Consider the following 13800-nt stretch of genomic DNA (forward strand, 5'->3'; position numbering starts at 1 on the left):
CGACACTGCATCGCGTTTCACCCTAAGCGCATCGAGACATTCAAACTACGAATGCGAGCTATCACTTAATTGGAGCTGTGAGCGACTTCGCGTTTATTGCCAAACATGCGCACGCTTTGTTGTGGTATGGCGACACCGCACGGTCACGCGCATTGCATGCCGATTGCAATCTGCGCCGAATGGCTGCGGAACGCCGCCTCCCGCATCGCTGGACGGCCATGGTGCGATCACAACGCGGCAGGTCGATGGCGCCGTGCGCCTGGCAGTGGTGCGCATCGCAATTGCGACGTACGCCGCATTGCGCGGGCATCATCGAAACGCAACGCGCGGCGCAGCACAGCACCTGCCATCGCCACCGTGCTGCTGCGCGATCAACGCGCACGCACATGCAAAAGTCACCTGGTGCGGTCGCGCAACCTCGGCACTTGCCATGTGCACCGCGCACTAAGTGTGGGCGGCGTCATGCTTTCGGCAGCGGGCAGCCAGTGCACCTGGTGCAATAAGAAGATCGGATTGCGGCTGAGATGGATGCAGCACGCGGTCTGTAATCGTTGGTGGATGTCATCGGTGACGCGTGGCAGGACATGACGGATGGCGCGCAAAAAAAACGGTGGCCGCAGCAACTGCTGCGACCACCGTGATCGACCTTCCCGCGCGGCTTACTTGGTCGCGCGGCGGGCGTACTTGCTCAGAATCGACATCTGCGGCTTGTCGCTGCCGTCCTTGCCCGGCTGCACGGTGAAGAAATACTCCGGCTTCCACCAGGCGCCAGCGGCCCACCAGGTCCAGCCCAGCCACACGTCGCTGTTCTTTTCCATGTAGGTCAGCATGCCTTCCAGCGCCTGGTCGCAGACCGGATTGTTGGCGGTGCCGAACTCGCCCAGAAAGCCCTTCTGCTTGTTCTCGCGCAGCCATGCGGTAAAGCCGCGCAGCTTTTCCTCGCCGATTGTGGCGCTGGTGCACACCGGCTTGGTGCCGCTGTAGTCGTTATCCAGATATTGGTGCGCTTCGAAGGCCAGGTTATTGCCCGGGTCCTTGAGGATTTCCAGCGCCTTGGCATTGGAGACGCCATAGTTGGAGCTGCGCCAGCTGTGCGCGCCGCTGTAGGCGGTACCCGGCACCAGGATCAGGTTCCTGGCGCCGGTCTTGCGGATCGCGTTGATCGCGCCTTGCGCCGCACTCGCCCAATCGGTGGCGGAAATGCCGTTGGGCTCATTCATCAGCCCGAAGATCACCGACTTGTCGTCCTTGAATTCGAGCGCCAGCCGGCGCCACAGATCCGCCACCGCGGCGGTGGGCACCTCGCTGCTGCCGATGCGCTTGCCGTTGTACTTGGCGTAGTTGTGCACATCCAGGATCAGGTACTGCTTGTTGGCCTTGGCCGCATCCACCGATTTCTTCAGCAGCGCCAGTTGCGCCGCATCCAGATCGCCGTTGAGCTGTGGCTGCAGGCGCTCCCACAGGAACGGCAGGCGAATCGTATTCATGCCCTTGCCGGCGAAATAACTGAAGTCCGACGCGGCCGGATAGGTGTAGTCCTTGAACAGGGTGCCGGGCTTCTTGCGTGAGTTGAACTCGGCGCCAGACAGATTGACGCCGACATACTTCAAACCGCTGGATTCCTTTCCAGGGCGCGCAGGCTCCTTGGCGTGCGCCAGCGGCAGTGCGGCCAGCAAGGTCAGTGCGAGTGCGGCACTGCGCAAGGATGGGAGGTTGGGGGGAGAGCGGAACATGGAAGCCTCCTTCGGCATCGACGTAGGCGGCCGCAGGGGGAGGGCACGGCCAGCAGGGATGGTGCAGGGCAGGATGGTGGTTGGTCAGCGTAGAAGCTCCGGCGTTAGCGCGCCATTCACGCCGGCAAACGCCGATTTGATCGTGCGCAAACACCCGCAGGGCGCACCATGCCGCTGCGGTCGCGTCCGCAACCCGGCAGGCAAGACGCACTGTCGCAGGAGTGCGACAGGCAGCTGTCTTAAGCTAGAGCCACCTATTTCTTCGTCTTCCGCACTGTCGCGGGGGACGTCACATCCTGGAGTCTCCCCATGAGCCAAGCCCACGCGTACGCCGCCCAAACTGCCGATCAGCCGCTTGCACCGTTCGTGTTCGAACGGCGCGCGCCAGGCCCCAACGACGTGCAGATCGATATCGCCTACTGCGGCGTGTGCCACTCGGACCTGCACACCGCACGCAACGAATGGCACAACACGCGCTACCCGTCGGTGCCCGGCCACGAGATCGTTGGCCGCGTCACTGCGGTCGGCGATGCGGTCACCGGCTTCAAGGTCGGCGATCTGGCCGGCGTCGGCTGCATGGTTGACAGCTGCCGCAGCTGCGCGTCCTGTCAGGAAGGCGAAGAACAGTATTGCGAGCAGGGCTTCACCGGCACCTATAACGGCCCGATGTTTGGTGGCGGCGAGAACACCTACGGTGGTTACTCGGACCACATCGTGGTCGACCAGAAATACGTGCTGCGCATCTCGCACAGCGACAACCTGGCCGCAGTGGCGCCATTGCTGTGCGCAGGCATCACCACGTATTCGCCGCTGGCGCACTGGAAGGTCGGTCCCGGTCAGAAGGTGGGCGTGGTCGGTCTGGGCGGCCTGGGCCACATGGCGGTGAAGATCGCCAAGGCGATGGGCGCCACCGTGGTGCTGTTCACCACCTCCGAGAGCAAGCGCGCCGATGCGCTGCGCCTGGGCGCCAGCGAAGTGGTGGTGTCCAAGGACGAGGCGCAGATGGCCGCACAGGCCAACACGCTGGATTTCATCCTCAACACCGTGGCCGCGCCGCACAACCTGGACCCGTTCCTCAATGCGCTCAAGCGCGACGGTGCGATGGTGCTGGTGGGCGTGCCCGAGGAGTCGCATCCTTCGCCGAGCGTGTTCAATCTGGTGATGAAGCGCCGCACCCTGGCCGGTTCGTTGATCGGCGGCATCCGCCAGACCCAGGAAATGCTGGATTTCTGCGCCAAGCACAACATCGTCTCGGACATCGAAACCATCCGCGCCGACCAGATCAACGAGGCCTATGAGCGCATGCTCAAGAGCGACGTGAAGTACCGCTTCGTGATCGACATGGCCACGCTGGACAAGGCGGCCTGATCGCCTGGCCTGCAGCCCTGCCACAGGACTGTAGGTCGGTTGCCGGCCCTACGGTCGGCTAGGTGATGCGGCATGGAATGCATCACCGGGTTCTGACGGCAGTGCGTGGTCGTAAATGACCGCACGACATCAGCCTTACCAGCCGGATCGGCAGCGCCGCTGAGCGGCACTGCCGGCAAGGACTGCGGCTATGCGGACACCGGCGAGGCGTGCAGCTTGCCGGCGACAGGCAAGCTGCGTGGGCGACGCACCGGCAGCGGTGCGGAGAACAGCAGGTTCAGCGCGGGCAGGCGGCCCGGTGCACGCAGCAGGCACAGCACGGCTGGCCCCAGCACGCCGACACTCAACAAGGCGAAGAACAGTACCGTTCCCTCGTCTATCCAGCGCGGCAGCAGGTAGGCCAGCACGATGAACGGCGGAAAGTGGCTCAGGTAGAACACCACCGAGTTGCGGCCCACATAGCGGATCGCCTGCGCGGCCGGTTGCCGGTTCGCCCACATCGCCGCGGTGATCAGAAGTGGTAGCGCGATCAGCACCAGCGGCAAGTAGCCGATCCAGATGCCGTGCAGCGCGGTGAGATTGGCGATCAGCACGATGGCGCACAGGCTCAGGCACGACAGTGGCCAGATCCAGCGCGGTGCCTGCCGTAGCAGGGCCGGCACCCGGCCGGCCAGCAGCGTGCCGATGTAGAAGAACGCAAAGTAATAGAACGGATCGGCACCCTGACGCAGCAGCGGACCCAGGCAGACCGAGCCCAGCACGGTCGCGGCCAGGACCAACGGCGCCGGCAGCCGGCGCAGCAAGGGCATCAGCACCAGAAACACGAACAGGTAGAACAGGAACCAGGTCAGTGCCACGTTGCCGACCGCGATCTTGCCCAGGTCCAGCCAGGCGATGGGTTCGGCCTTGGCCAGCACCGAGCCGGCCTCGCGCAGGGCGAAGATCAGCACCGACCAGAGCAGGTAGGGATACAGCACGTGCCGCAGCTTGCCGCCGAGGTAGGGCGCGATGCCCTTGTCCAGCCCACGCGCCACGAACAGGCCCGAGAGCAGGAACATCAGCTGCATACGCAGCGGCGCCAGCGAGCGGTTGAGGCGCTCGATCGACAGCATCAGTGCGCTGCTTTCTTCAGCAGCGCCGCCGCGCAGTTCCGGGTAGGCATCGAAGGCAAAGCCGTAGGCGTGCAGCACGATCACCATCAACACGCTGGCACCGCGGAGCCAGTCCACCCAGTCGTCGCGTCCGTATTGGCCGGTAGTGAGTTGCTGTGTCATGAGGTTGCTTCCTTGGTGGGGCCCACGGCTTCGCCGCCGCGGGGCGCGGCGACAGATGAATGAGGTCTGGAGTCCGCGGCGGCGGTATCGCGCACCGGGATGGGACCGACTGCCGTCATTGCCGAGCACATCCGGTTTGGCGCAGGGCGTCCTGCGCGTCGGGAGGTGGGTCGGCAGGATCGCGTTAGGGGGCGACAGCAGATATGTGACTTAAATCACACTTCTACAGTGGGTGCAATCGTCGAGGCTGCAGATCGATGCGGGCCCGGGCGCATGCCGATGGCAGGCTCAAGCGTGTGTGCGAAAGGCTGCATGGCGGCTGGGCGCTTGCGTTTGCTGGCATTCCCGTCCGGCGCGCCGTGTGTCCAGCGAGGTGTCGATCGCGGAGGAGGCGTGCGTGTGTCCTCGCGCGCTGCGGGTCGGACAAACCACGACCTTGCGGATGCGATATCGGCGTTGCGCCACGAGGCGTCTGGCCTGCGTGGCAGGCAGGTGGAGCCCTGGAGCATGAGTCAGGCGAGAGTCTGGTCGCCTAGAGCGTCTTCCGCACGGTGGGTCGCGGTGGATGCGCTGCATCGAGCAGCGTCATGCGGCCTGGCCGCCAACGCAGCGTGCGGGTTGCCCGCACGCGAGCCGGTAACCAGCGGTGGGCGCCGAGCCCACGCGCTGGTCGGCACTCAGGCCGCGGCCGGTTCCTTGACCTGCGCCTTGACGCCCAGCAGCTGCACGATGCTGCCGGCCGCATCGCGGCCTTCGGCCACCGCGGTGACCACCAGGTCGGCGCCGCGCACGCAGTCGCCGCCGGCGAACAGCCGCGGATTGCTGGTCTGGTAGGGCAGGCGGCCATTGTCGTCGGCCGGTGCGACGATGCGGCCGTTGCTGCCGGCTTCCACGCCCTGCGCTGCCAGCCAGTCGGGCAGGGTCGGCGAGAAGCCGAAGGCGATGATCACCACGTCCGCTTCCAGCAGCGATTCGCTGCCTTCCACCGGTACCGCGTTGCGCCGCCCGCTGGCATCGGGTTCGCCGAGCCGGGTTTCCACCACGGTCACGCCGATCGCCTCGTCGTCGGCGCCGGATTCGATCGACAGCGGCTGACGGTTGAACAAAAAGCGCACGCCTTCCTCGCGCGCGTTGGCGACCTCGCGTGCAGAGCCGGGCATGCTGGCCTCGTCGCGGCGGTAGGCGCAGGTGACCTTGGCCGCACCCAGGCGGATGGCGCTGCGCACGCAGTCCATGCCAGTGTCGCCGCCGCCGAGCACCACCACGCGCTTGCCGTTGAGATCGGGCAGCGCCATCTGGTCTTCCCAGCCGGCGATCGGCCGGCCGTGCGGGTCGTTGCCGCTGACGATGCGGCTGTTTTGCACCAGGAACGGCAATGCCGGCAGCACGTTCTTCAGGTCCTGCCCGGGCAGCCCGCCATCGGTGTAGCGGTAGGCACCGGTGCCCAGGAACACCGCATCGAACTCGCCCAGCAACTGCTCGATGCTGACGTCCTTGCCGATCTCCACGCCCAGGCGGAACTGCACGCCCATGCCTTCGAGGATTTCGCGGCGCTTGCCGATCACCGACTTGTCCAGCTTGAAGCTGGGAATGCCGAACTGCAGCAGGCCGCCGATCTGCTCGTAGCGGTCGTAGACCACTGCCTCGATGCCCGCACGCACCAGGCGGTCCGCGCAGGACAGGCCGGCCGGGCCTGCGCCGATCACCGCCACCCGCCAGCCGCTCGGCTGCACGTTGCCCAGGTCCGGGCGCCAGCCCATCTTGAAGGCGGTATCGACAATGTATTTTTCCACCGCGCCGATGGTGACCGCGCCGAATTCCTCCAGCGTGCAGCTGCCTTCGCACAGGCGGTCCTGCGGACACACCCGCCCGCACACTTCCGGCAGCGGATTGGTGGAGTGGCACAGCGCGGCGGCTTCTTCGATGCGGTTTTCCTGCACCAGCTGCAGCCACTGCGGGATCGCGTTGTGCACCGGGCATTTCCAGCTGCAGTACGGATTGCCGCAGTCCAGGCAACGGCCGGACTGGTACTGCGCGTCGGCCTTGTCGAACTTGCCGTACAGCTCGCCCCAGTCACCGGACGTACGCAGCTCCACCGGAATGCGCGTGGGCATGGTCCGGGGCAGGTCGAGGAATTGGAAGGCTTGCTTGCGGCTCATAGGGCTGGGATTCGGGAGTTGGGATTGGGGATTCGCAACAGCGTGTGACGGGGGGCGGACGCGGTGCGAATCTCGAACAAACAATCACGACGCTGGAAGGCCGGGAGTGGAGATTCGGGAATCGGGATTCGCATAGCTTGAGCGAATCCCCAATCCCGACTCCCCAATCCCGTCACTCAAGCGGCACGCCTGAGCGACTCTGTCAGCGACTCGATGCTGGCGGCCTTGGGTTTGACCAGCCAGAACTTGCCGATGTAGTCGCGGAACTCGTCGAGGATCTGCTGCGCCCAGATGCTGCCGGTCAGCTCGCGGTGGCGGCTGATCAGGGTGTGCAGGTGCTGGCGATGGTTCTCGAAGCCCTCGGCGGAGACGCGGTGGATGTCGATCAGTTCGTGGTTGTAGCGGTCCACGAAGTCGCGTTCGATATCCAGCACGTAGGCCAGCCCGCCGGTGAAGCCGGCGCCGAAGTTCAGGCCCACCTTGCCCAGCACCAGTACCACGCCATCGGTCATGTACTCGCAGCAGTGGTCGCCGGCACCTTCCACCACCGCCAGTGCGCCGGAGTTGCGCACCGCAAAGCGCTCGCCCGCCCGCCCGGCCGCGAACAGCTCGCCACCGGTGGCACCGTACAGGCAGGTGTTGCCGACGATCGGCGTGCTGCGCGCCTCAAAGCGCGCCCCGCGCGGCGGGCGCACCACCAGCCGGCCGCCGGCCATGCCCTTGCCGACGTAGTCGTTGGCCTCGCCTTCCAGCTCCAGCTGCAGGCCACCGGCGTTGAACGCGCCGAAGCTCTGCCCGGCTGTGCCGCGGAAGCGCAGATTCAACGGCGCATCGCTCATGCCGTGGTTGCCGTGTACGCGCGCGATGGCGCCGGACAGGCGCGCGCCGATCGAGCGGTCGGTGTTGTGGATCAGGAAGCGGTGGTCGCCGCCACGCTTGTTGGCGATCGCATCGGCGAGCAGGCCGTCCATCTGCGTGGCCAGGCTGTCGGGCGATTCGTACAGGCGCTGGGCGGCGCAGTGGCTGCCGTCGTAGCGGGCATGCGTCAGCAGGCGCGACAGGTCGACCTTGACGCCGGCACGCGGGGAGACCTCCAGCTGTTCGAGCAGGTCGGTGCGGCCGACGATGTCGTCCAGCGAACGCACGCCCAGGTAGGACAGCCACTGGCGCACCTCTTCGGCCAGCAGGCGGAAGAAATGCTCCACGCGCTCCGGCAGGCCGGTGAAGTAGTTCGCGCGCAGGCGCTCGTCCTGGGTGGCCACGCCGGTGGCGCAGTTGTTGAGGTGGCAGATGCGCAGGTACTTGCAGCCCAGCACGATCATCGGCGCGGTGCCGAAGCCGAAGCTGTCGGCGCCCAGCAACGCGGCCTTGACCACGTCCAGGCCGGTCTTCAGGCCGCCGTCGGTCTGCAGGATGGTGCGCTCGCGCAGGTCGTTGGCCACCAGCGCCTGGTGCGACTCGGCCACGCCCAGTTCCCACGGCACGCCGGCATAGCGGATCGAGCTGACCGGGCTGGCGCCGGTGCCGCCGTCGTGGCCGGACACGGTGATCAGGTCGGCACCCGCCTTGACCACGCCGGCGGCAATGGTGCCGACGCCGGCATGGGCCACCAGCTTCACCGACACCAGCGCGGTCGGGTTGACCTGCTTGAGGTCGTAGATCAGCTGGGCCAGATCCTCGATCGAATAGATGTCGTGGTGCGGCGGCGGGCTGATCAGGCCGATGCCGGGCTTGGCGTAGCGCAGCCGCGCGATCAGCTCGTTGACCTTGTGGCCGGGCAGCTGGCCACCTTCGCCGGGCTTGGCGCCCTGGGCGACCTTGATCTGCAGCACCTCGGCGTTGACCAGGTATTCCGGAGTCACGCCGAAGCGGCCGGAGGCCACCTGCTTGATCTTGGAGCGCTTCTCGGTGCCATAGCGGGCCGGGTCTTCGCCGCCTTCGCCCGAGTTACTGCGCCCGCCCAGGCGGTTCATCGCGATGGCCAGCGCCTCATGCGCTTCGGGCGACAACGCGCCCAGGCTGATCGCGGCGGTGTCGAAGCGACGCAACACATCTTCGGCCGGGGCCACCTCGTCCAGCGGGGTCGGGGTGTCGGCGCGCTTGAGCTGGACCAGATCGCGCAGCGTGGAGGCCGGGCGCGCATGCACCGCGTCGACGTACTTCTGCCAGTCGCCGGCATCGCCGGTGCGGGTGGCGCGCTGCAGCGTCATGACCACGTCGGGGTTGTACATGTGGTACTCGCCGCCGTGCACGTACTTGAGCAGGCCGCCCACTTCCGGCTTGAGCTGGTCGTTCCAGGCGCGTGCGGTGAGCTCGCGCGCCTCGGTATCCAGCCGTGACAGGCCCACGCCGCCGATGCGTGCGGGCGTCTCGGCAAAGCACAGCTCCACCACGTCCGGGTCCAGCCCGACGATCTCGAACAACTGCGCGCCGCGGTAGCTGGCGATGGTGCAGATGCCCATCTTGGAGATGATCTTGGACAGGCCCTTGTAGATGCCCTTGCGGTAGCGGCGGCCGATCTGCGACTGCTCGCCGCCCTTGCTCAGCTGCAGGATGCCGCGCCGGCCCAGGTCGAACAGCGTCTGATAGGCCAGGTACGGATACACCGCGGTGGCGCCGAAGCCGAGCAGGCAGGCCATGTGGTGCGCATCGCGCGCGGTGCCGGTTTCGATGATCAGGTTGACGTCGCAGCGCAGGCCCACCTTGCACAGGTGGTGATGCACCGCGCCGGTGGCTAGCAGCGCATGCGCCATCGGCCGGTCCGGGACCGGGTAGCGGTCGGACAGCAACAGCATGACGGCGCCGGCGCGTGCGGCCGCTTCCACTTCCTGGCAGATGCGTTCCAGGCCGGCCTTGAGGCCTTCCTCCACGCTGTAGGACAGGTCGATCAGGCGGTTGCGCTCGACGTACTGCTCCATCTTCAGCAGCTGGCGCAGCTTGCGCTGGCTGAGCACCGGCGAGTTGAGGATGACGTGGTTCACCGTCTCCGCACCGGCGTGGAAGATGTTGGTCTCCTTGCCGAGCTGGGTGGTGAGCGACATCGCGATGCCTTCGCGCAGCGGGTCGATCGGCGGGTTGGTGACCTGCGCGAAGGCCTGGCGGAAGTAGTCGTACAGCGGCCGGGTCTGGCGGCTGAGCACCGCCATCGGGGTGTCGTCGCCCATCGAGCCGGTGGCTTCCTGCTCGGTCTCGGCCAGCGGGCGCAGGATCTGCTCCACTTCCTCGGTGCTGAGCTGGAACAGCTTGTGGTAGCTGCGCAGGGTCTGCTCGCTGAAGGGTTCTTCCACCAGCGAAGGGTCGATCAGTTCGGTCTGCAGATAGGTCACGCCCTGCTGCAGCCATTGCTTGTACGGCGCGCGCGCACGGTTGATGCGGTCGATGGCGTCCGAGTCCAGCAGATCGCCGCGCTTGAGGTCGATCGCCATCATCTCGCCCGGGCCCAGCTTGCCCTTGCGGGTGATGCGCTCAGCGGGCAGCTCCCACACGCCGGCCTCGGAGGCGACCAGGAAATGGCGGTCGGAGGTCAGCATCCAGCGCGCCGGGCGCAGGCCGTTGCGGTCGAGCATGCAGGCGGCATAGCGGCCGTCGCAGGCGACGATGCCGGCCGGGCCATCCCACGGCTCGGTGTTGAGGCCGTAGAACTCGTAGAACGCGGCCAGGTCGGCGTCCTTGAACTCCAGCGACTGGGTCGCCGGCGGCACCAGGATGCGCAGCGCCTGCAGCAGGTCCATGCCACCGGCGATCAGCAGCTCGAGCATGTTGTCCAGGCTCTGCGAGTCCGAGCCATGCATGGAGATCACCGGGTCGAACTCGGCGATGTCGAAACGCGGGGTCTGCCACACCTTGCTGCGCGCCTGCGCCCAGCGGCGGTTGCCTTCGATGGTGTTGATCTCACCGTTGTGGGCGAGCAGGCGGAACGGATGCGCCAGCGGCCAGCGCGGCAGCGTGTTGGTGGAAAAGCGCTGGTGAAAGACGATCGCGCTGGAGGACAGGTCGCTGCGCTGCAGGTCCGGGTAGAACGTGCTCAGCTTGTCCGGCAGCACCATGCCCTTGTAGCTGATGCCGTTAGGCGAGAGCGTGGTGACGTAGAAGTTTTCCACCTCGTGCAGCGCCTGCTCGGCGCGGCGGCGCGCCAGGAACAGCGCCAGGGTGAAGCCATCTTCGCTCTGCTCGGCACCGGCATCGACGAATACCTGTTCGATGCGCGGCAAGGTGTCGCGTGCCAGCTGGCCGCAGACGCTGTCGTCGGTGGGTACCACGCGCCAGCCGCGGAACTGCACGCCGGCGCTGTGCAACTGGGTTTCCAGTTCGGTGCGACAGCGTGCGGCATCGGCTTCGTCCAGCGGCAGGAACACCACACCGGCCGCGTAACGCGTGCCCAGGGCGATGCCGGCATCGCGCGCCAGCCCGCGCAGGAACGCATCGGGCTTGCGGATCAGCAGGCCGCAGCCATCGCCGGTGAGGCCGTCGGCCGCCACGCCGCCGCGGTGGGTCATGCGCGAGAGCGCCGCAATTGCGGTGTCCACCAGCGAGCGGGAAGGTTGGTCGTCCAACTGGGCGACCATGCCAAAACCACAGGCGTCGCGCTCATCGCGCGCGCTGTTGTAGAGACCGTGGTCGTTGAGCCCTTGGCGAGTGCGGGGGGCCATGTCTGCCTCTTTGCGATCTGGGAGAGCGGCGACGACGTTGCAGCGCTCGATCCGTGGAGCGTTTCGAAGAGGTCACCGGATGATCGACTAGACCACAGTTGATGCGGTGCCGCAATACACCGTTACAGCTGCAACGAGGGCGGCCGCAAGGCCTTGTGCCAGCTGGCTCGGCGCCTGTTCGCCAACAGGCGCCAACCGGTACTTAGCCGCAACGCACCGAAGCGATCACGTTCTTGGCATCCACTTCCAGATTGAGCCGTTCGCCGTTGAACTCCATCGTGGTCATCTGGCCGGGCTTGAGCACGCGCACCGACTTGGCGCCGGCGTCGGTGCGGGCCTGGTCGCTCACCGCATCGGTCAGCGCCTGGCCCACCAGCGATTGCACCTGGGTGGCATCGCAGCTGCCGATCGGCGGCGCTTCGGGCGCGGCCGCCGGTGCCGGTGCGGCGGCCTGTTCGGCGGCTTGCTGCGCCTTGGCGGAGACGGCTTCCTGCTCGTCCGGTTGCGGCGAACCGCAGGCAGTCAATGCCGCCAGCACGACCAGGGTACAGGCCAGACGGGCGGTAGGCAGGACAGCGCGCATCGATGACTCCAGCACAGTAGGGGAGGCCCAAGCATAAGCAGAAAACCCGCCCGCGGGCATCGCTTGCCCACATGGCGTTGTCGCAGCGTTGACGCGGCCTAGTCCTGACCGGCTCAACAATCGGCGCCTGTCCTTCGATCCGTGCGCAATGAAAGCCAAACGTGTTCTTCGCAATGCCGCCGCCACCGCCAGCGCGGCCGGCAAGCTGGCCACCGTTGCCGCCGGCGCGGTGGCCGCCACCGCCGCGGTGGCGAGCGTGGCCGCGGTTGCACAGGCCAAGGCCACCGCGCGCGCGGCCGGGCTCACCTACGTCAACGATCAGCAGCCCGGCATCAGCCGCCGCAAGGCCGGCAAGAGCTTCAGTTACCGCAGCGCGGATGGACAACGCGTAGCCGATGCCGACACCTTGCAGCGCATCCGCGCGCTGGCGATTCCGCCGGCATATACCGAGGTGTGGATCTGCGCCAAGCCCAACGGCCATCTGCAGGCCACCGGCCGCGATGCGCGCCGGCGCAAGCAGTACCGCTACCACGCCGATTGGGCGCAGGTGCGCGGCGAAGGCAAGTTCGAACGGGTGATCGCCTTCGGCCAGGCGCTGCCCAAGCTGCGCCGACGGCTGCGCCGCGATCTGGTCTTGCCGGGATTTCCGCGCGAGAAGGTGCTGGCGATCGTGGTGGCGTTGCTGGCCGACACGCTGGTGCGCGTGGGCAACGCCGAATATGCGCGCAGCAACCGGTCCTACGGGCTGACCACGTTGCGCAACCGGCACATGGAATTCCTGCGCGGGGGACGTGCGCGGCTGAAGTTCCGCGGCAAGAGCGGCCAGGATCACGATATCGAGGTGGACGACAAGCAACTGGTCAAACTGATCCGCGAATGCCAGCAATTGCCGGGGCAATCGCTGTTCCAGTACCGCGATGACGACGGCCAGCTGCAGCCGGTGGACTCGGGCGAGGTCAACGACTATCTGCGCGAGGCGATGGGCGAGGATTTCACCGCCAAGGATTTCCGTACCTGGGGCGGCACGCTGGCGGCATTGCAACGCCTGGCACGTTTGCCGCTGCCCGAGCGCATGAGCGAGCGCGCGCTGACCCAGGTGCAGAACGATGTCATCCGCGAGGTGGCCGATGCGCTGGGCAATACACCCTCGGTGTGTCGCAAGGCGTATATCGACCCGTGCGTGTTCGAAGGCTGGCGCGCCGGTCACTTGCAGGCCATGGCCACCGGCGTGCGCGGCGAGCGCCAGTGGGAGGCAGCCACGCTGAAGTTCTTGAGCGCTTCGCGTAACAAGCCCAAGGTACGGGCAAGGCCTGCATCAAAGCGGAAGTCCGCTTGAAAACGGCGACAAAAACGACTGCGCTGACCCCCAGGCGGGCGTGGCAGGTACCACAAGTACAGTGCGGTTGCTGCTCGCCGTCCACGCTTACGTGAAGCCGACGCGCTAGATTTTGTCAGCCACTCCAAGTGGAGGACCGGGAGACGGATAGCAGCAGTGCCTTACCGAATCCCGAATCTCCAATCCCGAATCCCAAACGACTCAGCCGCAGTAGATCGCGGTGATGTTGTTGTTCGGGCCGGTCTCGACGGTGAGGTGATCGCCGCCGCTTTCGCTGGCGCCCTGGGCCGGGTCGGCCAGGCCGCTGGCAGTGGTGCCACCGGTGGCGCGCTCGCCGCGGCGCACGCTGACCTGCAGGCTGTCGCTGTCCACGCGCGCGCGTTCGATGGTCTGTGCCGCCGCGGCCAAGCCGACGGCGCCGCGCACCTTGTCGATATGGCACTGCCCGGAAATGGCCCCGTCGATGGGCTGCACCTGCACGACCTGGTTGGAGGCACAGGCCGAGAGCAACAACACGGCAGCGAGCGGAGCAAGGGTGCGGATCATGGGAGATCTCCAGGGGAAGAATGGCGCAAGCGTGAAGAAAGCGTTGTTGGCGTGGCATGAAGACTGCCCGCAGCCCGTGCACACGCCGGCTGACGCTGTTGGGCGTGGCGCCCCAGTCGGCGCGCGGCCCCGGCAAAACCGGCGCTGCGTAC

At 66.7% G+C, this 13800-nt stretch carries 8 protein-coding genes; 2 read left to right on the top strand and 6 right to left on the bottom strand.

The genetic code is table 11. The features are described from left to right. Positions 1-659: 659 nt before the first annotated feature. Positions 660-1733, bottom strand: a complete 1074-nt coding sequence (locus ABQ039_RS00145; protein WP_349778293.1) for a glycoside hydrolase family 5 protein — start codon at positions 1731-1733, stop codon at positions 660-662. A 309-nt stretch (positions 1734-2042) separates the two neighbouring features. Here ABQ039_RS00145 and ABQ039_RS00150 point away from each other — a divergent pair, with 309 nt between their 5' ends. Beyond that, positions 2043-3101, top strand: coding sequence for an NAD(P)-dependent alcohol dehydrogenase (locus tag ABQ039_RS00150; RefSeq protein WP_016901586.1), 1059 nt, complete (start codon positions 2043-2045; stop codon positions 3099-3101). A 188-nt stretch (positions 3102-3289) separates the two neighbouring features. Here ABQ039_RS00150 and ABQ039_RS00155 read toward each other — a convergent pair whose 3' ends face one another. The 4 genes from ABQ039_RS00155 to ABQ039_RS00170 form a co-directional block, all read right to left on the bottom strand. Then, positions 3290-4375, bottom strand: coding sequence for an acyltransferase (locus ABQ039_RS00155; protein ID WP_184380627.1), 1086 nt, complete (start codon positions 4373-4375; stop codon positions 3290-3292). A 677-nt stretch (positions 4376-5052) separates the two neighbouring features. Then, a complete protein-coding gene (locus ABQ039_RS00160) occupies positions 5053-6534 on the bottom strand; it encodes an FAD-dependent oxidoreductase (RefSeq protein ID WP_039514691.1) in 1482 nt (493 codons plus the stop codon). A 176-nt stretch (positions 6535-6710) separates the two neighbouring features. Further along, complete coding sequence (gltB, locus tag ABQ039_RS00165; RefSeq protein ID WP_184609636.1) at positions 6711-11183, bottom strand: glutamate synthase large subunit; 4473 nt, start codon at positions 11181-11183, stop codon at positions 6711-6713. Between the two features lie 202 nt (positions 11184-11385). Next, positions 11386-11766, bottom strand: coding sequence for an I78 family peptidase inhibitor (locus ABQ039_RS00170; protein WP_016901590.1), 381 nt, complete (start codon positions 11764-11766; stop codon positions 11386-11388). 58 nt (positions 11767-11824) lie between these two features. Between ABQ039_RS00170 and ABQ039_RS00175 the strand changes: the two genes are divergently transcribed. Beyond that, positions 11825-13102, top strand: a complete 1278-nt coding sequence (locus ABQ039_RS00175; RefSeq protein ID WP_184610406.1) for a DNA topoisomerase IB — start codon at positions 11825-11827, stop codon at positions 13100-13102. A gap of 201 nt (positions 13103-13303) precedes the next feature. Here the strand turns inward: ABQ039_RS00175 and ABQ039_RS00180 are convergent, their stop codons facing one another. Continuing rightward, positions 13304-13648, bottom strand: a complete 345-nt coding sequence (locus ABQ039_RS00180; protein ID WP_024940425.1) for a hypothetical protein — start codon at positions 13646-13648, stop codon at positions 13304-13306. Positions 13649-13800: the final 152 nt, after the last annotated feature.

The sequence above is a fragment of the Xanthomonas sp. WHRI 6108 genome (genome assembly GCF_040202385.2).
Lineage (GTDB): Bacteria > Pseudomonadota > Gammaproteobacteria > Xanthomonadales > Xanthomonadaceae > Xanthomonas > Xanthomonas arboricola.